Consider the following 21772-nt stretch of genomic DNA (forward strand, 5'->3'; position numbering starts at 1 on the left):
TACGCCCGCCTATAGTGACGAAGTCGATGGAAGACCAAGCCCAACTCCTCGCCCGCATTGCCGATGCGCTTGAGCGCCTGGTGCCCGCCGCGGCCGCAACCACGGACTGGAGCGCCTTTCCCGCCTATGTCTGGGACCGGCACGGCGCGCGCGGCGTATCCGCGATCGACGCACCCGCGCTTGGCCTGCTGCGCGGGATCGACAAGCAGAAGGTCGCCGTCACCACCAATGTCGCGCGCATGGCGGCGGGCCACCCGGCGCACGACATGCTGCTGTGGGGGGCGCGCGGCATGGGCAAGTCGGCGACGGTGCGTTCTGCCGTGGCCGATGCCCAGGCGAGCGGCGGCAATATCGCCCTGGTCCAGGTGGCAACGGACGCCGTGACGTCACTACCCGCGCTATTCAACCAATTATCTGGAATTAAACGGAATTTCCTCGTCTATATCGACGACCTCGGCTTTGCCGAAGGGGACACGGTATCCCCGCGGCACTTGCGCTCTTGGCTCGATGGCGGAGTGGAAGCGCGCCCGGAAAATGTGCGCATTGCCGTTACCTCGAACCGCCGGGCGATCCTTTCGCGCCATGGCAGCGAGCAGGACGATCCGATCAACCCGCGCGATGCTGTGGACGACAACCTTGCGCTGGCAGACCGGTTCGGGCTGTCGCTGGGGTTCCACAACGCCAGCCAGGACGACTACCTTGCCATATTGCGCGGTTATGCCGAGGAATTGGGCCTCGATCTCGATGAGGCCGAGGCGCTCGAATGGTCGAAGCGGCGCGGTGCACGCTCGGGCCGCGTGGCATGGCACTTCATCACCGAACTGGCAGGACGCGCCGGCAAGACGCTCGACTAGCCGTTAGAAAATATCTTCCATGGAGACCGCGCCTTCCTCGAACGCGCGGGCCGGATCGCCGATCAGCTCGCGGCGCGGCGGCAACGGCTCACCGGTGTTGCGTCCGATCGCCGGGGCACCCTCGGCACCCGGTGCGGTAACGCGCCAGATGATGTTGCCGGTGTCATCGCTCACCAGCAGGGCGCCGGTCTGGTCCCATTCCACCCAGGTCGGGCGGCCACGGGTCTGTCCCTCGCCGGTCAGGAAGCCGGTGAGCACCGGAACCGGCATGCCCTCGGGGCTGCCGCGATCGGTGAAGCGCACGAAGACCACGTCATAGCCCGACGGCGGCAGGCGGTTCCAGGATCCGTGCCGTGCCACGAAGGCACCGGGGCCGTAATTCGGACCCATCCGCGTGCCCTCCTCGGTGAAGACGAGGCCCAGCGCGGCCACGTGGGCGCCAAGGGCATATTCGGGCTTGCGGACATAGTCGGGATTGATGCCGTAGGCGCCGTCCACCCGCTCGTCGATGCGGTTGCCGTAGTAGAACCACGGCCAGCCGTAGTGCACGCCGATGGGCACGTTGGACATGTAGTCGGGCACCAGGTCGGAGCCGAGCATGTCGCGCTCGTTTACCGTGGTCCACAGCTCGCCGGTCCACGGGTTCCAGGCCATGCCGTTGGGATTACGCATGCCGGTGCCGAAAGCCCGGGCCACGCCGGTTTCGAGGTAGAGTTCGTGGATCGCCGCGCGGGCTTCCTCGATCTCCATCCCGCCCTCGCCGATGTTGGAGGCCGAGCCGACGGCGACGTAGAGGCTTTCCCCGCTGGGCGAGAGCGCGATGTTGCGCATCCAGTGGTTGCCGGCGGCCGGCAGGTCGGCCAGCTTCTCCGGCTCGCCCGTCACGGCATTGGCACCCAGTTCGTAGTCGAAGCGCAGCAGTTCGTCGTGGTTGGCAATGTAGAGATTGCCGTCGTTCCAGGCGATGCCCGAGGGCGAATCGAGATCGTCTTCGCGCAGCACGTGCTGCTCGTCGGCCACGCCATCGGCATCGGTATCGCGCAGGAGGATCAGCTGGTTGGGCGATTCGCCAGCGGAGCCAGCCTCGCTGAACAGGATCGAGGCGACGAAATTGGTCAGCCAGCCGCCGGTCACCTCGGTATTGGGCGCGCGGGTCAAGGTGACCAGCACGTCGCCATTGGGCATGGTGTAGATGACGCGCGGGTGGTCCAGCCCCTCGGCAAAGCGGTTCACTTCCAGGCCTTCACCCGGAATCGGTGCCTCGCCATCGGCCCAGCCGATCGGCTCGGCGATTTCCACCGTGGGCACCATCTGCGGATCGGGCTCGACCAGTGTCGGGTCGGTACCGGTGGTCTCTTCCAGCGAGATGGTGGCGGGCTCGCCCTGCATCAGCCACCAGATGACGGCCGCACCCAGCAGCAGGATGACGAGGAGGGCGATGAGGATCTTCTTGAGAATGCGCATGGCGGCAGGATTAGGCGACACGCGGCTTTGCGGCAATGGATTTGCCAGCTAGTGGGCGGACATGTTCGATTTCCGACCTGCCGAAGGCGCCCCCAAGGCTGACCTTTATCGTGATCTGCTGTCCGCTGCCGATGCGCTCACCGCGGACGAGCCGGATGCCGTGGCCAACATGGCCAATGTCGCCGCGCTGCTGGGCGAATTCCTCCCCGACTGCAACTGGACCGGCTTCTACCGCATGGTGGACGGCGAACTGGTGCTGGGGCCTTTCGTGGGCCGCCCGGCCTGCATCCGTATCCCGCTGGGCGTGGGTGTCTGCGGCGCGGCCGCGCAGAAGGGTGAGACGCAGCTGGTAGAGGACGTTCACGCGTTCCCCGGACATATCGCCTGCGATGCCGCCAGCCGCTCCGAACTGGTCGTGCCAATCAAGCGCTACGGCGAGGTCGTGGGGGTGATCGACCTCGACAGCCCGGACCTCGCGCGCTTCGATATGGAAGACCAGGCCGGGATCGAGGCCCTTGCCGCCATGCTTGCCATGCGGGTCTGACTTGCAGGTTTCTTTGGCGACTCTTGCCCCGTAACGGGACATTCCGGGTGTAACGCTTGGGAAACTGCGGATTATCAAGGTAAATGCGGGGTTAACTGGGTCTAAGCCCGATTCCGCATGAGGATTTTGCCCGCCATGACGATCCGTTCCACCCTGTTCCTCGCCGGTGTTGCCGTTGCAACCATGGCCACCCCCGCCGCTGCCCATGAAGGGCACCATGCGGGCCAGCACGAGGTAGCTACTGCCGAGACGCATGACGGCACCTACGACGGTGACTGGCAGGGCCACTGGCAGGACGACCAGACCTGGCGCGGTATGTGGAACGGCACCTACACCTCGCGGGACGGCGAAGTGCTGGAAGGCCGCTATCTCGGTACGTTCATCGGCGAAGGCCGCTTCGTCTCCGACGATGGCCAGGTGCTGGAGTTGGACGAGGTCCGCGGCTGGCACGCGCGCGACAGACACTACGGGCTCGGTCACCACCGCAACCCGCATCGGCTGAGTGCCTCGCCCGACGGCCGTTTGGGCTATACCCTCGCCGAACGCGAAGCCTGGCTCGCTGACTGCCGCCTCGTCATGGGCGGCGGCAACTACGGCTACTACGAAGACCGCGGCGGCGATGGTGACCTTGTTGGTGGCTTGTTGGGCGCAGTGGTCGGTGGCGTGGCCGGCAATCGTATCGCTGGCAGTGGAGACCGTCTTCTCGGGACCGTGATCGGTGCTGGCGTCGGCGGGATTGCTGGCGCAGTCATCGGCGACGCCGTCGACGGCGATGGTCGCCACGGACCGAGCGCGAACGAGATCTACGCCGCACGCTACTGCGATGCCTACCTGCGCCGCTACGAGATGGGTGGTGGCGCCGGTTTCCATGGCCAGGCGCAGCCGGTGATGATGGTGCAGATGGTTGGCGCCCCGATGCACGGGCAGCGCGGCCATCGCCACGGCCCCGAATGCACCACCACTGTGCGCGAGGAATGGGTCGAGGTCGAAGCACCTGCACCGCGCCCTGCGCGCCGCGAAATCCCGCCCCGCCCGCAGCCGGAGCCGGCTGGCAAGATCACGCCGATCGAATAGGCCGCACAATTCCCGGGCCAAAGTTGCGCGGCGCAACTCCGGGATCAGCTAACCTGTTGATTTAATTCAGATACCGCCGCCGGTCAGGCGCTGGCACACCAGGTCGAGCTGGTCCAGCGTGCGGAACTTCACCGTCACCGAACCCGAACGCGGGTCGGCATCGGTGGTGATCTTCACCGGAAGTCCGAGGAATTCCTGCAGGTGGTTCTCCACCGCAGCGATATCGGCATCCTGCACCGGATCGCGCGATGGCCGTGCCTGGCGTCGCACCGGGCCTTCGGAGCCGGATTTCGCCTTGCGCGCCAGCTTCTCGACATCGCGCACGGTCAGGCCGTCCCTCACGGCGGTGTCAGCCAGCTCAGCCGCATTGTCGAGGCCAATCAAGGCACGGGCATGACCCATGTCGAGTCGGCCCGCTTCGAGGTGATCGAGCACCCCGTCCGGCAGTTGCAACAGGCGCAGCAGGTTTGCTACGTGGCTGCGCGACTTCTCGACCAGTCTGGCGATTTCCGCCTGGGTCATTTCCTCGAGCTCAGCGAGACGCTGGTAAGCGCGCGCTTCCTCGACCGGGTTGAGATCTTCGCGCTGCACGTTTTCGATGAGCGCCAGCGCCATGACGTCACGCTCGCCCAGATCGCGAATTAGTGCAGGGATTTCATGGAGTTGCGCCTTTTGCGAGGCGCGCCAGCGGCGCTCGCCGGCCACCAGCTGGTACTTCCCGCCCTCCATTGGACGAACAATTACCGGCTGGATGACTCCGCGCGAAGCGATCGAGGCAGCCAGTTCGGCCAGAGCCTCTTCGTCAAAGTGTCGACGCGGCTGGTCCGGATGCGGGGTGATGTCGGCAACCGCAATGTTCGCAAGGCCATCTGCACGCGGCGTGCCGCCCTCTGACCCATTGCCCGTGGTCTCGCCGGCAGGCCGTGCTGCCACCAATGGCTCTTCGCGCTTTACCTCGCCCATCAGGGCACCGAGGCCCTTGCCGAGCTTGCGGCGGCCCGCGGCGGGACTGCGGCTGGCGGTTTCGTTGTCGTTGCTCATGCCGCAACCCTTTCAGCCGGAAGGCGACCGATCAGCTCACGCGCCAGGGCCATGTAGGCCCGGCTGCCGGGGCAGGAATGGTCATAAATGAGCGCGGGCAAGCCGTGGCTCGGCGCTTCGGACAGGCGCACGTTGCGCGGGATCACCGCTTCGAACACCAGGTCACCGAGGCATTCGCGCACATCGTCGGCCACCTGGTCGGTCAAGCGGTTTCGGCGGTCGAACATGGTCAGGGCGATGCCGACGATGCCCAGATCGGCATTGAATCGCTGCTGCACCTGTTCAACGGTCTGCAGCAGCTGGCTGAGACCCTCGAGCGCGAAGAATTCGCACTGCAGCGGCACCAGCAGTGTATCGGCCGCACACAGCGCGTTGAGCGTCAGCAGGCCCAACGAGGGCGGACAGTCGATAAAGGCGATGTCGTGGCCCTTGTGCGCGTCCAGTGCACGTTTCAGGCGCTGCGTGCGATCTTCGACACCCACCAGCTCAACCTCGGCACCGGACAGGTCTACCGTCGCAGGCACAAGATCGAGGCCAGGAATCGTCGAGGCGACATAGCATTCGGAGACCGGTAGCTCGTCAATCAGCACGTCGTAGCTCGAAAGCTCGCGCTGCGCCGCGCCGAGCCCCACACCCGTCGAGGCATTGCCCTGGGGATCCAGATCGATCAGCAGCGTCCGCCAACCACTCGCCGCCATAGCCGTGGCGATATTGATGGCGGAGGTGGTCTTGCCGACCCCGCCCTTCTGGTTGGCGATGGCGATGACGATCATGGTCGTTGGGGCCTCCCTGTCTTGACTTGGCCTTTTCCGACCAAAATGGCCGCAGTCGGGTCCGTGGCGGATTGTTCCACGTGGAACATCGAACGAATCGCTGCAGGCTGCTCAGACAATTCAATCGCCCCCGAGCGCCCCTTCGGCAACAACCATGCGGTGGACGGTGTGGAAAACCGCGAGGATAAGTCGAGAAGTTTACCAAGCGGAGCGAAGGCCCGCGCCGTGATTACGCCTGCTGGGCATGTTTCCACATTTTCGAGCCGCGAGCCCGCGACCTTGCAGTTTTCGAGGTCGAATTCGGCGCAAACACGCTCCAGCCACTCGATTCGGCGCTTGCGCGATTCGACGAGCATGATGGACCAGTCAGGACGCGCCAGGGCAATCGCGAGGCCGGGAAAGCCTGCTCCGCTGCCCAGGTCGAGCCACAGGCCGGCATCCCCGGGAATGTGGTCGAGCAATTGCAGGCTATCCGCCATGTGCCGCGTCCAGACGGAATCGAGGCTGGACTTGGACACGAGGTTCTGACGGCTGTTCTCTTCCACCAGCATAGGGATGAAACGCTCGAGGCGCGCCATGGCCTCTGCGTCGCAACGCTCCGCACAGAACCGGCGAGCACTGTCTTCACTATCGATCACGCGGCTTGGCTCCTGCGCTTGGCGTGGACCAGCAAGGCGGCGAGCGCTGCAGGGGTAATCCCGCGCACCCGGCCTGCGGCTGCAAGGTTGTGCGGACGGGCGCTGGAAAGCCGCTCGACCATCTCGTTGGACAGTCCGGGGACGTCCGCGAAGGGAAAGTCGTCACCCAGCAACAGCGCCTCGCTGCTGCGCAGGTCACGCAGTTCGGCGTCCTGGCGGGCGAGGTAGGGCGCATAGGCGGCGTCTTCGGCCAGTTCGGCCGCCATTTCGCTCTCGGGGTCACAGCCGGTGGGAAGCCAGGGCGCCAGCACGGGAAGCGTGAGATCGGGCAAGGAAAGCCAATCCCACAGCGTCTTGCGCCCGGCATCCCGCTTTACGGGCAATCCGGCATCGGACAGCTCTGTGGCAGGTACCACGCGATCAAGCGCCTTGTTCCACGTGGAACACTCGATTTCCCGCTTGGCGAACCACTCGGTTCGCTCCTGCCCGACACATCCCACCTCCAAGGCCAGCGGCGTCAGGCGCGTTGTGGCGTTGTTGGCGCGCAGGCGCAGGCGATACTCGGCGCGGGCCGTGAGCATGCGGTAGGGCTCGCTCACGCCATGCAGGGTGAGATCGTCGATCATCACCGCCATGTAGCTGTTGGCACGGTCGATGGCCGGCGGGGCGCGGTCCAGCACGGCACAAGCGGCATGCATGCCGGCGACAAGGCCCTGGGCCGCAGCTTCCTCGTAGCCGGTGGTGCCGTTGATCTGGCCGGCGCAATAGAGCCCGGGCATGGCCTTGAGCTGCAAGTCCGGCCCCAGCGCGCGCGGATCGATGTGATCGTACTCCACGGCATAGCCCGGGACTTCCATCACTACCTGTTCCAACCCTTCCATAGCCCGCAACATGGCGAGCTGGACGTCGACCGGCAGCGAAGTGCTGATGCCGTTGGGATAGACGAGATGTGTGTCGAGACCCTCTGGCTCGAGGAAGACCTGGTGCCCATCACGGTCCGCAAAGCGGTGGATCTTGTCCTCGATCGAGGGACAATAGCGCGGCCCGGCTGCGTCAATCGCACCCGTAAACAACGGTGACCGGTCGAGGTTCTCGGCGATGATGGCGTGGGCCACGGGATTTGTGCGGGTGATGGCGCAGAAGACCTGCGGATTGGCGCGTTCACGGGTGAGCGGCGACATGGTCCAGAAATCGGCGTCCGACGGCTGTTCCTGCAGCCGCGCCCAGTCGATGGTGCGCCCGTCGAGGCGTGGCGGCGTCCCTGTCTTGAGGCGCGCCATGGGCAGGTCTGCCCCGCGCAGCTGCGCCGCAAGCTTCTGCGCCGAATTCTCGCCAATACGCCCGCCTTCGAACCGCTCTTCCCCGCGGAAGAGTGTGCCGCCAAGGAAGGTGCCGGTGCACAGGATCACCGCCTTGGCACGCAGTTCGGACCCGTCGGCAAGGCGTACGCCAACCACACGGTCGTGATCGAAGATCAGCTCGGCGGCCTCCCCCTCGACGACATGGAGGTTGTCCTGCGCCTTGAGCATGGCCTGCACCGCGCGGCGGAACAGCTTGCGATCCGCCTGCACGCGCGGTCCCTGGACGGCGCTACCCTTCGAGCGATTGAGCATGCGGTAATGGATCGCACCCGCGTCTGCGGCCCTGCCCAGCAAGCCGTCGAAGGCATCGACCTCGCGCACAAGATGGCCCTTGCCCAGACCGCCAATAGCCGGGTTGCAGCTCATCGAACCCAGTGTGCCGGCATCAAAGGTCACCAGCGCAGAGCGCACGCCCATGCGCGCAGCCGCGGCCGCAGCCTCGGCTCCGGCATGACCACCGCCGACAGTGATGACATCAAAAGAACTCATGGCTGCGCCCGATAGAGCATCTGTTCCACGTGGAACAGATCATTTCCCGATGCAGAAGCGTCCAAACAGCGTGTCGAGCACGTCTTCGGTCGACGTCCGGCCTACGAGGGCGTCGAAGGCTTGCCGCACGCGGCGCAGGTTCTCGGCAATCAACAGGGGGTCGCTCTCCCGTTCCGCGCCAGACAGGGCTGCTGTCGCCTCCTGCAAACGGTCTCGCTGGCGGGCATTGAGCGCCGCCTGCCCCGGCTTGGGCATGGCCAATCGTGCCTCGGCGATCAGCGCCTTACGCAGTTCGGGCATGCCCTCCCCCGTCACGGCAGACAGGCGGAACCGTGGAGACTCCTTGCGCACATGCCCCGAGAGGTCTGCCTGCGCTTCGATCTCCCAGGCGCCATCCGGGCCGTCGCCCTCCGGACCAAGCCAAAGGACGAGATCAGCCCGGGCAATTTCGCCGCGCGCGCGATCAATGCCGATCGTTTCGACGACGTCCGCCCCACTCTCGCGCAGGCCGGCCATGTCGACGAACGTGAACGGCACGCCTCCAAGGGCGACCGCCTGTGTCAGGACATCGCGCGTCGTACCGGCGATCTCGGCAGTGATCGCCGCCTCGCTTTCGACCAGCGCGTTGAACAGGGTGGACTTGCCGGCATTGGGAGGCCCAGCCAGCGCCACACGGTATCCCTCGCGCAGGGTCTCTGCCTGCGGAGCAGCCAGCACCTCGTCCAATTGGGTCTTGAGCGACCTGAGGGCATCACCAAAGGCAGGCGGCAAGGCGGCCACATCGTCTTCGTCATCGAAGTCGAGCACGGCCTCAACCTGGGCAGAGAGCCGCAACAGCTCAATCCGCCAATCTTCGACCCGATGCGAGAGCGCCCCGCCCGCCATTGCCATCGCACTGCGGCGCTGGATCTCGGTCTCGGCGGAAAGGAGGTCGGCAAGGCCCTCGGCCTCGGAAAGGTCGATCTTGCCGTTGGCGAAAGCGCGGCGGGTGAATTCGCCCGGCTCGGCGCGGCGGCAGCCTTCGACCTTGCCAAGCGCGCGTTCGACCGCAGCGATGACAGCGCGCCCGCCGTGACAGTGGAATTCCGCCAGGTCCTCGCCCGTCACCGAATTCGGACCGGGAAAGGTGATCACCAGTCCGTCATCCAGTGTTTCACGTGAAACATCGCGAAACAGCGCCCGCATGGCCCTGCGCGGCTCCGGCAGCTTGCCGGCAATCGCCGCGACCGCCGCGAAAGCCTGCGGTCCCGTGACACGGATAACACCGATCCCCGCAGGCGGTTGCCCGCTCGAAAGCGCAAAGATGGTGTCCATGGTCTTCTTCTTAGTCTTCGTCGTCCTCGTCGACGCGTGAGGCTGCAGCCGCGTTGCGCTGCGCTCCCTCGACGAAACTCTGGAACATCTTCAAGCCCATCTGCCCCATCGGCGCGAGCTGCTTGGCATACTGCTCCAATTGATCGGCATTGGTGACGCCCTTCATGGCCTTGGCAATGGTATCGACATAGACCGCGTTGGCCTGCTCGACATCGGGCAGTCCCATGAAGCGGCGCGCCTCTTCGGGCGAACAGTCGATCTCGATATTGACCTTCATTGCGCGAACCTTTCACTCTGCGTCGCTAGCAGCGTCTTATATGTGTGATACAGTAGCAATTACAAACCATGTTTGCAGAAGAGAGCCTTGCTGATGGGTAGCCCCGCAGAAACCGTCGCCGTGCTGCACGAGGTGGCCGAGAGCCGCATGGACCCTGCCGCCCTGGCAGAGCTCATTGCTGAAGACGCCGTGTTCCACTCGCCCGTCATGCACACCCCGCAGCACGGCAAGGTGCTGGTGATGCAGTACCTGGGGGCCGCGCTGATGCTCTTTTCGCAGCATGGCTTCCACTATGTCCGCAAGCTGATCGATGGCGAGAATGCCGCGCTGGAATTCGCGGCCGAGATCGACGGTGTGCACGTCAACGGGGTGGACCTTATCGCCTTCGATTCAGAGGGAATGATAAAGGATTTCAAGGTGATGGTCCGTCCGCTCAAGGCTATCGAGGCCGTGCGGGCGAAAATGTTGGCGCAGCTGGAGGCGGCCAAAGACGGCTAATCATCCTGCGCCAGGTACCAATCGTTCTGCCCGCGGGGATCGACAGGCACGCCCAGTGCTGCGCTTGGCAGCAGCCACAGGCTGGTCAAGGGGAGCAACCCGGCGATGATGTTCGGGATGACCAGGAAGACGTGGAGTCCGACAAAGGCGAACAGCAGCTTCTGCACGGCCAGCTTCTGCCCTTCGAAGACGATTTCACCGTCAGGCAGTCCCATTTCGTGAACGATGGCGCTGGCTTCCTCCCACTGGTCGGCGAAGACCCGCAGGCGGTGTCCACCCAAGGCGATAGAGATCGGATCGACCGAGGCATGGTGCACGCCGTCGATCCAGGTCCGCACGCCAGCATGCTCGAGCGCGCTGGCGATCACCAGCGCCTCGTTGCGAGAGGTTATGGTGGCGAGATCGGCAAGGTTGCCCTCGTGCGCCATCCCGCCACCAGAAACCTTACTGGTTCATCGTCTCGAAGAAGTCCTCGTTGGTCTTGGAATCCTTCATCTTGTCGAGGAGGAATTCCATCGCGTCGACCGTGCCCATCTGCATCAGGATACGGCGCAGGACATACATCTTGCTGAGCGTGGCCTGGTCGACCAGCAGCTCTTCCTTGCGGGTGCCGGACTTACCGACATCCAGCGCCGGGAAGATGCGCTTGTCGGAAACCTTGCGGTCGAGCACGATTTCCGAGTTACCGGTGCCCTTGAATTCTTCGAAGATCACTTCGTCCATGCGGCTGCCGGTATCGATCAGCGCCGTGGCGATGATGGAGAGCGAACCACCCTCCTCGATGTTACGCGCGGCACCAAAGAAACGCTTGGGGCGCTGCAGGGCATTGGCGTCGACACCGCCGGTCAGCACCTTGCCCGAGCTGGGCACCACGGTGTTGTAGGCACGGCCAAGGCGCGTGATCGAGTCCAGAAGGATCACCACGTCCTTCTTGTGTTCGACCAGGCGTTTCGCCTTTTCGATAACCATTTCAGCGACTTGTACGTGGCGCGAGGCCGGTTCGTCGAAGGTCGAGGAGATCACCTCGCCCTTCACCGAACGCTGCATGTCGGTGACTTCTTCCGGACGCTCGTCGACGAGCAGCACCAGCAGGAAGACTTCGGGGTGGTTGTCCGTGATCGCCTTGGCAATGTTCTGCAGCAGCACGGTCTTACCGGTGCGCGGCGGCGCCACGATCAGCGAACGCTGACCCTTGCCCTGCGGCGAGATCAGGTCGATCACGCGCGCCGACTTGTCCTTCACCGTCGGATCCTTGGTATCGAGATGCAGGCGCTCGTCCGGATAGAGCGGCGTCAGGTTGTCGAAATTGGTGCGGTGGCGGACAGCATCGGGGTCTTCGAAGTTGACCGCCTTGAGCTTGGTCAGCGCAAAGTAACGCTCGCCATCCTTGGGCGCGCGGATTTCACCTTCAACGGTATCGCCGGTGCGCAGGCCCATCTTGCGCACCTGGTTGGGTGAAACGTAGATATCGTCCGGACCGGCAAGGTAATTCGCTTCGGGCGAGCGCAGGAAGCCGAAGCCGTCCTGCAGCACTTCGATCGTGCCGATGCCGAGAATTTCCTCACCATCTTCAGCCACTTCCTTGAGGATGGCGAACATTAGGTCCTGCCGGCGCATGGTGCTGGCACCTTCGACGTCGTATTCCTCGGCCATGGCGACCAGTTCTGCCGGCGTCCGCTGTTTGAGTTCTTTGAGATGCATTGTTCAATTATTCCAGTTGTTTGGGAAGCCGGCGGGCCATCTGGGCTTGGAGAAAGCAGACCCGGTCGCGCGAGAAATGGCGACCTCTAGCCGGAACGAGTCAGCAAATATGGGTTTCACCGGTTGCGGTCAATTCGCAATCGACGGAGCGCACCATTATCGGGCGGGAATTCAGAACGGCCTGACGACCACGAGGATCACGATCAGCGCCACGGTCACGCCGGGGATCTCGTTGATCATCCGCAGCTGCTTTCCGGTCAGCGAGCGCTCACCGCGCGCCAGCTTCTTGGCATAGCTTGCCATCCAGCCGTGATAGCCCGACAGGACCAGCACCAGCAGCATCTTGGCGTGCAGCCAGCCGCTGGCCCACAGACCCAGTGTCTGGGCCAGCGCCAGCCCCAGTACCCAGACCACGATGATCGAGGGCAGCAGGATGATCTTGAGCAGCTTCTGCTCGCGGTCCTCGTAGCGCTTGGCCTCTTCGGAATCTTCGGGCGCTTCCTGGTGATAGACGAACAACCGCGGCAGCATGAACAGGCCTGCCATCCAGAAGATCACGAAGATGATGTGGCCGGCTTTCAGCCAGAGATAGGTCATGGCGAGCACTTCCTGCATGGCGCGTATCTAGGGATTGCGAAGCCGCACGTCACCCCCGGTTTCACTGGCCCTGGCCGCGCAACCGGGCAAGCAGGCGTTCGACGTGGGCGATGGGCGTTTCCTTGTCGATCCCGTGGCCGAGATTGAAGACATGGGGACGATCCGAAAAAGCCGCGAGAATGCGGTCCACACCCTCGTCGAGGGCCGACCCCCCGGCGAGCAGCAACATCGGGTCCAGATTGCCCTGTACGGGCATGCCAGGGGCAAGCTGGGCGTCGATCCACTCCGGTTCCTGCGTCTCGTCCACGCCAAGTGCGTCGACGCCGGTCTCGCGGGCATAGGCCGGGAGCTTGGCACCGGCCCCCTTCGGAAAGCCGATAACCGGCACGCCGGGACGTGCCTCGTGGATCGCCGCGGTTATGCGGGCATTGGGTGCGATAACCCACCGTTCGAACTGCGCGGGGCTGAGCGAACCGGACCAGGAATCGAACAACTGCACGGCTTCGGCACCGGCGTCGATCTGCCCGAGCAGGTATTCGATGCTCGCCGTCTCGATCGCACCGACCAGCGTTGCGAATGCCTCCGGGTCGCGCCAGGCCAGGCTGCGCGCCAGGCCATGATCCTTCGACCCCTGACCCGCCACCATGTAGGTCGCCACGGTCCACGGGGACCCGGCAAAGCCCAGCATGGTCACCTCGGGCGAAAGGCGCTTGCGGACCAGCCGCACGGTTTCGTAAATTGGCTCGAAATGGTGGAAGGCCTTTTCCAGGCCAGCCAGCGCGCCATCGACCAGCGGCGGTGCAAGGCGCGGGCCTTCCCCGGCTTCGAACCACAGGTCCTGCCCCAGGGCATGCGGCACGATCAGGATATCGGAAAACAGGATTGCCCCGTCGAACCCGAAACGGTCGATCGGCTGCATGGTAATCTCGGCCGCGGCCTCGCTGTCATAGACCAGTTCGAGAAAGCCGCCCTTTTCCGCTCGCAAGGCACGATATTCGGGCAGGTACCGCCCTGCCTGGCGCATGAGCCAGACGGGCCGCTGGGCCGTCCGCCGACCTGTAATGTTCTCGAGAAGAGGACCGGGCATCGAGGAGTCCAATCAATAAAATAATATATATAATAAGGATTCAGGACGTTGTTGGTCCTGTGGATTGCGGGGATTGCGCGCCTTTGCCCGATTTCTCCGGCGATGAACACCCATCGGCTGCCTTGCGACTCATGGGTTGAGGCTGTCCATCGTTACTTCTCCCCGCAATCCCCAAGCTGTCGACAAGTGCGCCGCTGGACTGACAACCGTGCTCAGGACTCCGGGTTGCAACGGGGGCTAACTTCATCGACAGCTTGTCCGCCAATCGCTCCCGTGGTTTATGCTCGGCATTATCCACATGGCCCGGCTGCACCTCCACCTCCTGTCCGACTCCACCGGCGAAACGCTGGAAATGCTCGCCAAGGCTGCCTTGGCGCAGTTCAGCGATGCCGACGTCCAGCGTCATTTCTGGCCCATGGTGCGCTCGGTCCAGCACCTCGAACGGATTGTCGACGACTTCCGCGCCAATCCGGGCTTGGTCCTCTATACCCTTAGCAACGAAGCCGCGCGAGACCGGCTGGAGGAATGTTGCCGACAACTCGGCCTGCCCCACGTCGCCGTGATGGACCCGATCGTCGCCGCGCTCGAAGAACAGCTGGGACAGGAAGCGCACGGCCGGCCGGGCGGCAAGAACCGCATGGACGAAGCCTATTTCGCGCGCGTCGATGCGATCCAGTTCACCATTGCCCATGATGACGGCATCAGCTGGGAGGACTGGGAAGAGGCGGACATCGTGCTGGCCGGGGTGTCGCGCACCTCAAAGACACCGACTTCGATCTACCTCGCCAATCGCGGCTACAAGGTGGCGAATATCCCGCTGGTGGTCGAAAGCCCGCCGCCACCCTCGCTCTTCGCCTTGAAGCACCCGATGGTCGTCGGGCTGACCACTGCGCCAGCCCGGCTGATCCAGATCCGCCGCAACCGCTTGCTCTCGCTCAACGAGACAACGCAGACCTCTTACGTCGACGAGGAGCGGGTGACCAAGGAAGTGGCCTTCGCGCGCCGCATGTTTGCCGACAATGGCTGGCCGGTGATCGACGTCACGCGCCGCTCGATTGAGGAATCGGCAGCAGCCATCATCAACCTCTACCAGTCGCGCGAAACGCGTACTGGCGGCCCGCAGTCGGGCACCAGGCCGATATGATTGTCTTGGCCTCCAAGTCCGCTTCGCGCCGCACCATGCTGGAAGCCGCAGGCGTGCAGTTCGAAGCGCGCGCGGCTGACCTCGACGAGCGCGCGATCGAAGCCGGGATGGCGGGTGCCCGGCCTGACCAGATCGCGCTGGCGCTGGCCGAGGCCAAGGCCCTGGCGGTCACGGCGGACGAACCCGTGCTGGGCAGCGACTCCCTCGTGGTGGTCGGCAACAGGCGGTTCGACAAGCCGCGCGACCGCGCCGAGGCTGCCGAACACCTGCGGCAGTTCTCCGGCAAGGTCATGCAGCTGCATTCCGCTGCCGCCATTGCCAAGGCGGGCAAGGTGGTCTGGAGTCATCCGGCCATGGCCATGCTGTCGGTGCGCGAACTGTCGGACGACTTCATCGAGCGCTATCTCGACGCCGAGTGGCCTGAAGTCGGCTACTGTGTCGGCGTGTTCCGCATCGAGGCGCGCGGTGTACAGCTGTTCGACCGCATTGAAGGCGACCAGTTCACCGTGCTCGGCATGCCTTTGCTGCCGGTGCTTGGCGCGCTGCGCGATCTTGGCGAGTTGCCGCAATGACGCGCTATGCCGAAGTGATCGGCGATCCCATCGCCCAGTCCAAGTCGCCCGCGATCCATGGCTACTGGCTGGAGAAACTGGGGCTGGATGCCGATTACCGCCATTGCCTCGTTCATGCGGCCGAGCTCGAAGGCTACCTCACGAAGCGCGCGGCTGATCCCGACTGGCTCGGCTGCAATGTCACCATGCCGCACAAGCAGGCGGTCATGCCGCACCTGGCGCGGCTCGATCCGCTGGCCGAGAAGGTCGGCGCGGTGAACACCATCGTGCGCGAAGCCGATGGTTCGCTCACCGGCTACAACACCGATGTGGCTGGTTTCCTCGAACCCCTGCAGGACGAGCTGGCAAAGCAGCACTATTTCCGCATGGCGCGGATCATCGGCACCGGCGGCGCCGCGCGGGCGATCATCGTCGGGCTGCTCGAACACGGGCTGACCCTGGTGGTGGCAGGGCGCAACACTGCCAAGGCGCAAGGCCTGCTCGACGAGCTGGGCGCGGGCGAAGGCCACCATGTCGCGCCGCTCGATCACTTTGCCGAGGCTTCGGACTTCCAGTTCGACGACCGCGAAGGCTGCTTCGACCTGGTGGTCAACGCCAGCGCACTCGGCATGGTCGGCCAGCCGCCGCTGGCGCTCGATTTCAGCCACGTGCCGCCGGGCAGCGTGGTCTACGATATCGTCACCGCCCCGCTCGATACGCCCTTGCTGGAAGAAGCGCGCGCCCAAGGGCTGCGCACGGTCGACGGACTTTCGATGCTGATCGGACAGGCCGCCGTCGCCTTCGAAAAATTCTTCGGCGCGGCCCCGCCGCGTGTTGACGGTGATGCCGAACTGCGCCGGATCCTGACCCAATGAGCGAGCAGCGCCCGCATATCATCGGCCTCACCGGCTCTATCGGCATGGGCAAGAGCACGGTTGCCGCCATGTTCGAGATTGCCGGGGTGCCCGTCTTCGACGCCGACGCTGAGGTGCGCCGCATGCAGGCGGCAGGCGGCGAGCTGGTGCCCGGAATCGAATCCGCCTTCCCCGGCTCGACCGATGACGCCGGCGTGATCCGCGATGCCCTTGGCGCGAAAGTCTTCGCCGATCCCGATGCCCTCGCGCGGCTGGAGATGATCGTCCACCCTGCCGTTGGCCGCGCCCGCCAGCGTTTCCTTGAAGCCAATGCGGACGAACCGCTGGTGGTCTTCGACATCCCGCTATTGTTCGAGAAGGACCTGTCCGGCCTCGTCGATTCCATCGTCGTCGTCTCGGCCCCGGCCGAGATCCAGCGCGAACGCGTGCTGGCCCGCCCCGGCATGACCGAAGACAAGTTCGCGCATATCCTTGGCCTGCAATTGCCGGACGCCGCCAAGCGCGCCCGCGCCGACTACGTCATCGAAAATGGCGGCACACTCGATGAAACCGCGAGCCAGGTCCACGCGCTGGTGGACAAGCTGCGGCACGACTTGCGCGATCCCCCCGCGGCAAGCGATAGCTGAGCCATGCGCGAGATCGTCTTCGACACCGAAACCACGGGCCTCGATCCCCAGACGGGAGACCGCATGGTGGAGATCGGTTGCATCGAGATGGTCAACCGCGTGGCTACGGGGCGCACCTTCCACCACTACTTCAACCCCGAACGCGACATGCCGGTGGAGGCAGAGCGCGTGCACGGCCTGTCCGCGTCCTTCCTGTCGGACAAACCCTTGTTCAAGGAGCTGGCCGAAGACCTGCTCGCGTTCATCGGGGAAGACCCGCTGGTGGCGCACAATGCGCAATTCGACTTCGGCTTCCTCAACCACGAGCTGGCGCAGTGCGGACTTGCGCCAGTGGGTGAAGATCGCATGATAGACACCCTCGTCCTCGCTCGCCGCCGCCACCCCGGGGCCAAGCATTCGCTCGACGCCCTGTGCAGCCGCTACGGCGTCGATCGCAGTCACCGCACCCTGCACGGCGCCCTGCTCGACGCCGAACTGCTGGCGCAGGTCTATGTCGAATTGACGGGTGGGCGGCAGATCGGCTTGCAGCTTGCGGTTGATAATACGGCCGAAACCACGGTAGCCCGCGCCGTGTTCAAGCCACGGCTGGGCGAGTACCGCGCGCCCCGTCCGCACGCGGCGAGCGAAGAAGAGCTGGCGCGGCACAAAAGCTTTCTCGAAACGTTGGAATCTCCGCTCTGGACCTCGTGAAGGTTTATCCCCACATGGGATAATGGAGCGATCGACAACAAGAGGAGTTACCGCCCATGGATATTCGCGTGTCTGGTCACCAGGTCGATACCGGAACCGCCCTGCAGGAACATGCTGCGGACCGACTTGAGAACATCGTCGACAAGCATTTCAGTCGCGCGCTTTCATCCACGGTAACCTTCGGCAAAGCGCCGGCTCATGCATTCGCTGCCGACATTGTCCTCCACGTCAATCACGGCTTGATCCTGAAGAGCCATGGCCAGGCGCACGATGCGCACCAGGCTTTCGACCAGGCGGCCGAGAAGATCGAGAAGCAGCTGCGCCGCTACAAGCGCCGCCTGAAGGACCGGCATGAGCAGTCGGCCCACGCCGTGGCCGAAGAAGAGGCCGCTTACACGATCTTCGCTGTCGAAGAGGCGGATACCGAAGAAGAGATCGTCACGGAAAGCCCGCCGGTTATCGCTGAAACGCGTATCGACGTGCCCGAAGTGAGTGTTTCCGACGCGGTCATGCTGCTCGACCTGCGGCACACCAATGCCCTGTTCTTCAAAAATGCTGGAACCGGGCGGCATAATATGGTCTATCGCCGCGACGACGGGTCGATCGGTTGGGTCGAACCGTCCTGACCGCCAACCACCAATAAGAGCTGGTATCAGGCGGCTTTCCGGGGGGAATAACTGGAAGGCATGGCATCCGTGGACACGCGCCCGTGTTGCGCGCAACGGATTGAATGATACGAGAAATATTGCGATTATGAATACCACTTTCATGATGAAGCCGCAGTCGGTGCGCATTGTGCGGGCTGACAGCAAGGGCGGCATCCTCCAGCAATTGAGCAAGACTTTCGCCGAATCGTTCAATCTCGATCCGGTGCAGGTGCTCGAGCATCTCGAAGAGCGCGAAAGCCTCGGCAGCACCGGATTCGGTCGCGGCGTGGCCATTCCTCATGCCCGGATGCCTGGTCTCCACCGTCCGCTCGGCGCCATGCTCAAGCTGGAACGCCCGGTCGACTTCGAGGCTGCGGACGGCTTGCCGGTGGACCTGGTATTCGGCCTGCTTTCTCCTGCCCAGAGCGGTGCCATTCACCTCCATGCCCTCGCCGAGATATCGCGCCTTGCGCGGGACGAACGTGTCCATGACGCCTTGAGCGACGCGCCCGATGCCGAGGCGCTGTTCGGCTTGCTGACCAATGTGACGGATCGTGACGCCGCCTGACGACGTCTCGGCAAATGGGCAAGAGGCCCATTTCCGCGCTCTCGAGCAGCTTTACGCTTCCGCTCCGGTCAATCAGCTGTTCGAATCCCGGCTCGAAGTGCTCGAACCGGGCCGCTCGCGAATTTCGTTCACGGCCAGCGAGCGTTTCTACCACGCAGCCGGGGCGACTCACGGCACGCTCTATTTCAAGATGCTCGATGATGCGGCCTTCTATGCCGCAAATTCGCTGGTCTCGGACCGCTTCCTGCTGACCACCGGTTTCAACCTGCATTTCACCAAGCCGTTACGCGATGGCAAGGTCATTGCCGAGGGGCGCTGGATCAGCGGCAAGCGCCGCGTATTCATTGCGGAGGCGCACCTGATGGACGAGGAAGGCGACGAGATCGGGCGCGGGACGGGCACTTTCATGCGTTCGCACATCGCCCTGTCAGGCCTGCCCGGATACCACCAGCCGGACTGATGGCAGTGGACGACAGGCTTCCCGCCCACCTCGAAGTCAGCGGCCTGATCCGCGCCGTGGATGCCGCTGGCGGCTTCGCTACGGTTATTTCAAAAGGTGAACGCACTGCCGGGACAATCATGGTCGTGTGTTGCGATCGCGCCACTCAGGCACGCGCTTACGAGCGTATGCCGCAGCTCGACGGCAGCCGGAAATGGGTACTTTCGAGGAAGCAAGAGGCTGAAAATCCGCGCGAATTCACCGAATGGTGCAACCGCCGGGGTGAGCAGGACGAGGACCTCTGGATCGTCGAGCTTGATATCGTAAACGCGGAACGCTTCATCGACGTCAAACCGTTCACAAGTTGACATCGAATCAATTGAGCCTATTTGGCGCCGGACTTTCCGACAGCGTAGGTTGCCTGGCGCCGCAATACGGCGGTGCCTTTCAGCGCGCAGACGGGGGGTAAACCAGCAGGTCCGTTTGGGACGGATCGCGGGAAGAGACGGAACTTGAAAAGTACCGCGTCCGCAGACCTGCATGGGTTACCCACCGCCGTGAGTAACGGGATCGATGAACATTATCAGCAAGCGGGTCGGGCTCGGCGCCCTGGCCGCCATTACTTTTGCCGCAAGTTTCGGTGCCGCTGGTAGCGGCGCCGTGGCCCAGGACCAGGCCGAGCAGGACACGCTCGAAACGGCCAACAATGAAATTCAGTCGACCGCCGAAGGTTCCGAACCCGCGATCCGCTTCGTCATGAACGAAGTGGTGCAGGACGTTCCGGAAGAGCCGGTCGAACATGCTGTCCAGCCGAGCGACGCTGCATCCCTGCGCGAGCTCGTGGGCAGCATCGACACCCACGGTGAAATGAACCGCGAGATGATGTGCCTGGCACAGGCGGTCTATTTCGAATCGCGCGGCGAGCCGCTGGATGGCCAGCTGGCCGTGGCCCGGGTGATCATCAATCGCTCCGAAAGCGACAGCTTCCCCGATGACTATTGCTCGGTGGTGACCCAGCGTTCGCAGTTTTCCTTCGTGCGCGGCGGCCGGATTCCGACCCCGAACCACGCTTCGGAGGCATGGGACCGCGCTGTCGCAATTGCCCGCATCGCGCACCGCGACCTGTGGGAAAGCCCTGCCGATGACGCGCTCTACTTCCACGCGACGCACGTGCGTCCGCGCTGGGCAGGCCGCATGACGACGCGCGCCACGATCAATCGTCACATTTTCTATCGGTAGTGTGAGTCTTGCGCTCGCACCTCCGTGCGAGCGTCCTCGCCAGGCGCACAGCGAACAGCACCGAGGACGGTCCGACTTATGTCGGATCGAAAAGCAAACAGAAGCGCCGGTGGCATGCGCCGCCCCCTAACAATGCGAGAGCGCAAAGGCGGGCGCTAATCCCTCAATTCCACCCACACCGGCGCGTGGTCGCTGGCCTTTTCACGGCCGCGGTATTCCTTGTCGACCCCTGCCGCCACCAGGCGGTCTGCCGCTTGCGGTGACAGCAGCAGGTGGTCGATGCGGAAGCCGTGGTCTTTCTGCCAGGCGCCCGCCTGGTAGTCCCAGTAGGTCCAGACCCCGCCGCGCGGGTTGAGTGTGTCGATGGCGTCGGTCCAGCCGTCGCCAAGCAGGCGCTTGTAGGCGTCGCGCGACTCGGGCTGCATCAGCGCGTCGTCTTCCATCGCCTTCACCGCGTAGACATCCTTGTCTTCTGGAATGACATTGAAGTCGCCCAGCACGACGGTGGGCTGTTCGGCGGCGAGCAGTTCGAGCATGCGCTCGCGGAGCAGCTTCATCCAGGCCAGCTTGTAATCGAACTTCGGCCCCGGTTGCGGGTTGCCGTTAGGCAGGTAGAGGTTGCAGATGCGCACGCCGTTCACATCGGCCTCCAGGTAGCGTGCCTGTTCGCCCTCACCCTCTTTCGGGCCGTCGATGCCGAGGCCGCGCTTCATTTCCACCGGCGCCTGGCCGTCCGCGACGATCGCCACGCCGTTGAAGGCCTTCTGGCCGTGCCAGATCGCGTGGTAGCCGATTTCTTCGAACTCGGCGGCTGGGAAGCCCTCGTCCTGCGTCTTGATTTCCTGCAGGCAAGCAACGGCAGGACGGGTTTCCTCCAGCCATTCCTTGAGGCGCGGGAGACGCGCCTTGATGCCATTGATGTTGAATGAGGCGATTTTCATCGCCTGAACCCTAGATGCCGAAGCTGGAACCGCAACCGCAACCTGCTGCGGCGTTCGGGTTTTCCACCCGGAAGGCAGCACCGCCCAGCGATTCGACGTAATCGACCGTCGCGCCGGCAACCAGTTCCAGGCTCAACGGATCGACCACCAGCTTCACGCCAGCCGTCTCGCTGACCGAATCGTCGGCCTCCGCTCCCTCGTCGAGGTCGAACTTGTACTGGAAGCCCGAACAGCCCCCGCCTTCGACCGAGAGGCGCAGCACGGCAGGCTTGCCCTGCTTCTGGGCGATCAGGCCGACACGCGTGGCGGCGGCTTCGGTGAGGGTCAGCGGTGTGGTCAT

General features: G+C 64.2%; 27 protein-coding genes. 14 read left to right on the plus strand and 13 right to left on the minus strand.

The window, feature by feature from the left end; all coding sequences use genetic code 11:
* The first annotated feature begins 26 nt into the window (after nucleotides 1-26).
* On the plus strand, nucleotides 27-854 hold the full coding sequence (locus AAEO60_RS14060) for an ATP-binding protein (protein WP_341674337.1): 828 nt from the start codon (nucleotides 27-29) through the stop codon (nucleotides 852-854).
* Between the two features lie 3 nt (nucleotides 855-857).
* Here the strand turns inward: AAEO60_RS14060 and AAEO60_RS14065 are convergent, their stop codons facing one another.
* The gene (locus tag AAEO60_RS14065; protein ID WP_341674338.1) at nucleotides 858-2318 is read right to left on the minus strand and encodes a PQQ-dependent sugar dehydrogenase; all 1461 of its coding nucleotides are present in this window, start codon (nucleotides 2316-2318) and stop codon (nucleotides 858-860) included.
* 61 nt (nucleotides 2319-2379) lie between these two features.
* On the opposite strand from AAEO60_RS14065, the gene AAEO60_RS14070 reads away from it, so the two are divergent.
* The gene (locus tag AAEO60_RS14070) at nucleotides 2380-2862 is read left to right on the plus strand and encodes a GAF domain-containing protein (RefSeq protein ID WP_341674339.1); all 483 of its coding nucleotides are present in this window, start codon (nucleotides 2380-2382) and stop codon (nucleotides 2860-2862) included.
* A gap of 135 nt (nucleotides 2863-2997) precedes the next feature.
* Nucleotides 2998-3936 carry a glycine zipper 2TM domain-containing protein gene (locus AAEO60_RS14075; protein ID WP_341674340.1) on the plus strand — a complete coding sequence of 313 codons (939 nt, stop codon included), beginning with the start codon at nucleotides 2998-3000 and terminating at the stop codon, nucleotides 3934-3936.
* Nucleotides 3937-4002: 66 nt separating this feature from the next.
* Here the strand turns inward: AAEO60_RS14075 and AAEO60_RS14080 are convergent, their stop codons facing one another.
* The 6 genes from AAEO60_RS14080 to AAEO60_RS14105 are packed head-to-tail and all read right to left on the minus strand — an operon-like array spanning nucleotide 4003 to nucleotide 9829.
* Entirely contained in the window at nucleotides 4003-4977 is a 975-nt protein-coding gene (locus AAEO60_RS14080; RefSeq protein WP_341674341.1) for a ParB/RepB/Spo0J family partition protein, read from the minus strand.
* On the minus strand, nucleotides 4974-5750 hold the full coding sequence (locus AAEO60_RS14085) for a ParA family protein (RefSeq protein WP_341674342.1): 777 nt from the start codon (nucleotides 5748-5750) through the stop codon (nucleotides 4974-4976). Before AAEO60_RS14085 ends, AAEO60_RS14080 begins: the two co-directional genes overlap by 4 nt.
* Nucleotides 5747-6388, minus strand: coding sequence for a 16S rRNA (guanine(527)-N(7))-methyltransferase RsmG (rsmG, locus tag AAEO60_RS14090; protein ID WP_341674343.1), 642 nt, complete (start codon nucleotides 6386-6388; stop codon nucleotides 5747-5749). The genes AAEO60_RS14085 and rsmG overlap by 4 nt, the downstream gene beginning before the upstream one ends.
* Nucleotides 6385-8238, minus strand: coding sequence for a tRNA uridine-5-carboxymethylaminomethyl(34) synthesis enzyme MnmG (gene mnmG, locus AAEO60_RS14095; RefSeq protein WP_341674344.1), 1854 nt, complete (start codon nucleotides 8236-8238; stop codon nucleotides 6385-6387). The genes rsmG and mnmG overlap by 4 nt, the downstream gene beginning before the upstream one ends.
* Before the next feature lie 39 nt (nucleotides 8239-8277).
* Nucleotides 8278-9552: a tRNA uridine-5-carboxymethylaminomethyl(34) synthesis GTPase MnmE gene (gene mnmE / locus AAEO60_RS14100; protein WP_341674345.1), complete on the minus strand. Its 1275-nt coding sequence runs from the start codon at nucleotides 9550-9552 to the stop codon at nucleotides 8278-8280.
* Between the two features lie 10 nt (nucleotides 9553-9562).
* Entirely contained in the window at nucleotides 9563-9829 is a 267-nt protein-coding gene (locus tag AAEO60_RS14105; RefSeq protein ID WP_341674346.1) for a DUF6489 family protein, read from the minus strand.
* A 93-nt stretch (nucleotides 9830-9922) separates the two neighbouring features.
* On the opposite strand from AAEO60_RS14105, the gene AAEO60_RS14110 reads away from it, so the two are divergent.
* On the plus strand, nucleotides 9923-10327 hold the full coding sequence (locus AAEO60_RS14110) for a nuclear transport factor 2 family protein (protein ID WP_341674347.1): 405 nt from the start codon (nucleotides 9923-9925) through the stop codon (nucleotides 10325-10327).
* On the opposite strand, the gene AAEO60_RS14115 is transcribed toward AAEO60_RS14110, so the two are convergent.
* The 4 genes from AAEO60_RS14115 to hemE all read right to left on the minus strand — a co-directional run bounded on the left by AAEO60_RS14115 (nucleotide 10324) and on the right by hemE (nucleotide 13712).
* The gene (locus AAEO60_RS14115) at nucleotides 10324-10755 is read right to left on the minus strand and encodes a hypothetical protein (protein ID WP_341674348.1); all 432 of its coding nucleotides are present in this window, start codon (nucleotides 10753-10755) and stop codon (nucleotides 10324-10326) included. The genes AAEO60_RS14110 and AAEO60_RS14115 overlap by 4 nt on opposite strands.
* Nucleotides 10756-10771: 16 nt before the next feature.
* Nucleotides 10772-12028, minus strand: coding sequence for a transcription termination factor Rho (gene rho, locus AAEO60_RS14120; RefSeq protein WP_341674349.1), 1257 nt, complete (start codon nucleotides 12026-12028; stop codon nucleotides 10772-10774).
* A 171-nt stretch (nucleotides 12029-12199) separates the two neighbouring features.
* Entirely contained in the window at nucleotides 12200-12643 is a 444-nt protein-coding gene (gene hemJ, locus AAEO60_RS14125; protein ID WP_341674350.1) for a protoporphyrinogen oxidase HemJ, read from the minus strand.
* 43 nt (nucleotides 12644-12686) lie between these two features.
* Nucleotides 12687-13712, minus strand: coding sequence for a uroporphyrinogen decarboxylase (gene hemE / locus AAEO60_RS14130; RefSeq protein ID WP_341674351.1), 1026 nt, complete (start codon nucleotides 13710-13712; stop codon nucleotides 12687-12689).
* Between the two features lie 298 nt (nucleotides 13713-14010).
* Here hemE and AAEO60_RS14135 point away from each other — a divergent pair, with 298 nt between their 5' ends.
* The 10 genes from AAEO60_RS14135 to AAEO60_RS14180 all read left to right on the plus strand — a co-directional run bounded on the left by AAEO60_RS14135 (nucleotide 14011) and on the right by AAEO60_RS14180 (nucleotide 20491).
* Nucleotides 14011-14856, plus strand: coding sequence for a pyruvate, water dikinase regulatory protein (locus AAEO60_RS14135; protein ID WP_341674702.1), 846 nt, complete (start codon nucleotides 14011-14013; stop codon nucleotides 14854-14856).
* Nucleotides 14853-15428 (plus strand): Maf family protein, encoded by a 576-nt coding sequence (locus tag AAEO60_RS14140; protein ID WP_341674352.1) that lies wholly within the window; start codon nucleotides 14853-14855, stop codon nucleotides 15426-15428. The genes AAEO60_RS14135 and AAEO60_RS14140 overlap by 4 nt, the downstream gene beginning before the upstream one ends.
* Nucleotides 15425-16282 (plus strand): shikimate dehydrogenase, encoded by an 858-nt coding sequence (aroE, locus tag AAEO60_RS14145; RefSeq protein ID WP_341674353.1) that lies wholly within the window; start codon nucleotides 15425-15427, stop codon nucleotides 16280-16282. The genes AAEO60_RS14140 and aroE overlap by 4 nt, the downstream gene beginning before the upstream one ends.
* The gene (gene coaE / locus AAEO60_RS14150; RefSeq protein ID WP_341674354.1) at nucleotides 16279-16908 is read left to right on the plus strand and encodes a dephospho-CoA kinase; all 630 of its coding nucleotides are present in this window, start codon (nucleotides 16279-16281) and stop codon (nucleotides 16906-16908) included. The genes aroE and coaE overlap by 4 nt, the downstream gene beginning before the upstream one ends.
* Nucleotides 16909-16911: 3 nt before the next feature.
* The gene (gene dnaQ, locus AAEO60_RS14155; RefSeq protein ID WP_341674355.1) at nucleotides 16912-17598 is read left to right on the plus strand and encodes a DNA polymerase III subunit epsilon; all 687 of its coding nucleotides are present in this window, start codon (nucleotides 16912-16914) and stop codon (nucleotides 17596-17598) included.
* 56 nt (nucleotides 17599-17654) lie between these two features.
* Nucleotides 17655-18224, plus strand: coding sequence for a ribosome hibernation-promoting factor, HPF/YfiA family (gene hpf, locus AAEO60_RS14160; protein WP_341674356.1), 570 nt, complete (start codon nucleotides 17655-17657; stop codon nucleotides 18222-18224).
* 127 nt (nucleotides 18225-18351) lie between these two features.
* Entirely contained in the window at nucleotides 18352-18813 is a 462-nt protein-coding gene (locus AAEO60_RS14165; RefSeq protein ID WP_341674357.1) for a PTS sugar transporter subunit IIA, read from the plus strand.
* Complete coding sequence (locus AAEO60_RS14170; protein ID WP_341674358.1) at nucleotides 18800-19273, plus strand: PaaI family thioesterase; 474 nt, start codon at nucleotides 18800-18802, stop codon at nucleotides 19271-19273. The genes AAEO60_RS14165 and AAEO60_RS14170 overlap by 14 nt, the downstream gene beginning before the upstream one ends.
* Nucleotides 19273-19620 carry a DUF1491 family protein gene (locus AAEO60_RS14175; RefSeq protein WP_341674359.1) on the plus strand — a complete coding sequence of 116 codons (348 nt, stop codon included), beginning with the start codon at nucleotides 19273-19275 and terminating at the stop codon, nucleotides 19618-19620. Before AAEO60_RS14170 ends, AAEO60_RS14175 begins: the two co-directional genes overlap by 1 nt.
* A 205-nt stretch (nucleotides 19621-19825) precedes the next feature.
* Nucleotides 19826-20491 (plus strand): cell wall hydrolase, encoded by a 666-nt coding sequence (locus AAEO60_RS14180; RefSeq protein WP_341674360.1) that lies wholly within the window; start codon nucleotides 19826-19828, stop codon nucleotides 20489-20491.
* Between the two features lie 155 nt (nucleotides 20492-20646).
* Here the strand turns inward: AAEO60_RS14180 and xth are convergent, their stop codons facing one another.
* Nucleotides 20647-21432 carry an exodeoxyribonuclease III gene (xth, locus tag AAEO60_RS14185; protein ID WP_341674361.1) on the minus strand — a complete coding sequence of 262 codons (786 nt, stop codon included), beginning with the start codon at nucleotides 21430-21432 and terminating at the stop codon, nucleotides 20647-20649.
* Between the two features lie 10 nt (nucleotides 21433-21442).
* Nucleotides 21443-21772: an iron-sulfur cluster insertion protein ErpA gene (erpA, locus tag AAEO60_RS14190; RefSeq protein ID WP_341674362.1), complete on the minus strand. Its 330-nt coding sequence runs from the start codon at nucleotides 21770-21772 to the stop codon at nucleotides 21443-21445.

Source organism: Aurantiacibacter gilvus, from assembly GCF_038289935.1.
GTDB classification, from domain to species: domain Bacteria; phylum Pseudomonadota; class Alphaproteobacteria; order Sphingomonadales; family Sphingomonadaceae; genus Alteraurantiacibacter; species Alteraurantiacibacter gilvus.

Excerpts from the sequence above, each read along its gene's own strand:
- AAEO60_RS14060 (WP_341674337.1), top strand. The coding sequence starts at position 27 with ATGGAAGACCAAGCCCAACTCCTCGCCCGCATTGCCGATGCGCTTGAG.
- AAEO60_RS14065 (WP_341674338.1), bottom strand. The coding sequence starts at position 2,318 with ATGCGCATTCTCAAGAAGATCCTCATCGCCCTCCTCGTCATCCTGCTG.
- AAEO60_RS14070 (WP_341674339.1), top strand. The coding sequence starts at position 2,380 with ATGTTCGATTTCCGACCTGCCGAAGGCGCCCCCAAGGCTGACCTTTAT.
- AAEO60_RS14075 (WP_341674340.1), top strand. The coding sequence starts at position 2,998 with ATGACGATCCGTTCCACCCTGTTCCTCGCCGGTGTTGCCGTTGCAACC.
- AAEO60_RS14080 (WP_341674341.1), bottom strand. The coding sequence starts at position 4,977 with ATGAGCAACGACAACGAAACCGCCAGCCGCAGTCCCGCCGCGGGCCGC.
- AAEO60_RS14085 (WP_341674342.1), bottom strand. The coding sequence starts at position 5,750 with ATGATCGTCATCGCCATCGCCAACCAGAAGGGCGGGGTCGGCAAGACC.
- mnmG (WP_341674344.1), bottom strand. The coding sequence starts at position 8,238 with ATGAGTTCTTTTGATGTCATCACTGTCGGCGGTGGTCATGCCGGAGCC.
- mnmE (WP_341674345.1), bottom strand. The coding sequence starts at position 9,552 with ATGGACACCATCTTTGCGCTTTCGAGCGGGCAACCGCCTGCGGGGATC.
- AAEO60_RS14105 (WP_341674346.1), bottom strand. The coding sequence starts at position 9,829 with ATGAAGGTCAATATCGAGATCGACTGTTCGCCCGAAGAGGCGCGCCGC.
- AAEO60_RS14110 (WP_341674347.1), top strand. The coding sequence starts at position 9,923 with ATGGGTAGCCCCGCAGAAACCGTCGCCGTGCTGCACGAGGTGGCCGAG.
- AAEO60_RS14115 (WP_341674348.1), bottom strand. The coding sequence starts at position 10,755 with ATGGCGCACGAGGGCAACCTTGCCGATCTCGCCACCATAACCTCTCGC.
- rho (WP_341674349.1), bottom strand. The coding sequence starts at position 12,028 with ATGCATCTCAAAGAACTCAAACAGCGGACGCCGGCAGAACTGGTCGCC.
- hemJ (WP_341674350.1), bottom strand. The coding sequence starts at position 12,643 with ATGCAGGAAGTGCTCGCCATGACCTATCTCTGGCTGAAAGCCGGCCAC.
- hemE (WP_341674351.1), bottom strand. The coding sequence starts at position 13,712 with ATGCCCGGTCCTCTTCTCGAGAACATTACAGGTCGGCGGACGGCCCAG.
- AAEO60_RS14135 (WP_341674702.1), top strand. The coding sequence starts at position 14,011 with ATGGCCCGGCTGCACCTCCACCTCCTGTCCGACTCCACCGGCGAAACG.
- AAEO60_RS14140 (WP_341674352.1), top strand. The coding sequence starts at position 14,853 with ATGATTGTCTTGGCCTCCAAGTCCGCTTCGCGCCGCACCATGCTGGAA.
- aroE (WP_341674353.1), top strand. The coding sequence starts at position 15,425 with ATGACGCGCTATGCCGAAGTGATCGGCGATCCCATCGCCCAGTCCAAG.
- coaE (WP_341674354.1), top strand. The coding sequence starts at position 16,279 with ATGAGCGAGCAGCGCCCGCATATCATCGGCCTCACCGGCTCTATCGGC.
- dnaQ (WP_341674355.1), top strand. The coding sequence starts at position 16,912 with ATGCGCGAGATCGTCTTCGACACCGAAACCACGGGCCTCGATCCCCAG.
- hpf (WP_341674356.1), top strand. The coding sequence starts at position 17,655 with ATGGATATTCGCGTGTCTGGTCACCAGGTCGATACCGGAACCGCCCTG.
- AAEO60_RS14165 (WP_341674357.1), top strand. The coding sequence starts at position 18,352 with ATGAATACCACTTTCATGATGAAGCCGCAGTCGGTGCGCATTGTGCGG.
- AAEO60_RS14175 (WP_341674359.1), top strand. The coding sequence starts at position 19,273 with ATGGCAGTGGACGACAGGCTTCCCGCCCACCTCGAAGTCAGCGGCCTG.
- AAEO60_RS14180 (WP_341674360.1), top strand. The coding sequence starts at position 19,826 with ATGAACATTATCAGCAAGCGGGTCGGGCTCGGCGCCCTGGCCGCCATT.
- xth (WP_341674361.1), bottom strand. The coding sequence starts at position 21,432 with ATGAAAATCGCCTCATTCAACATCAATGGCATCAAGGCGCGTCTCCCG.
- erpA (WP_341674362.1), bottom strand. The coding sequence starts at position 21,772 with ATGACCACACCGCTGACCCTCACCGAAGCCGCCGCCACGCGTGTCGGC.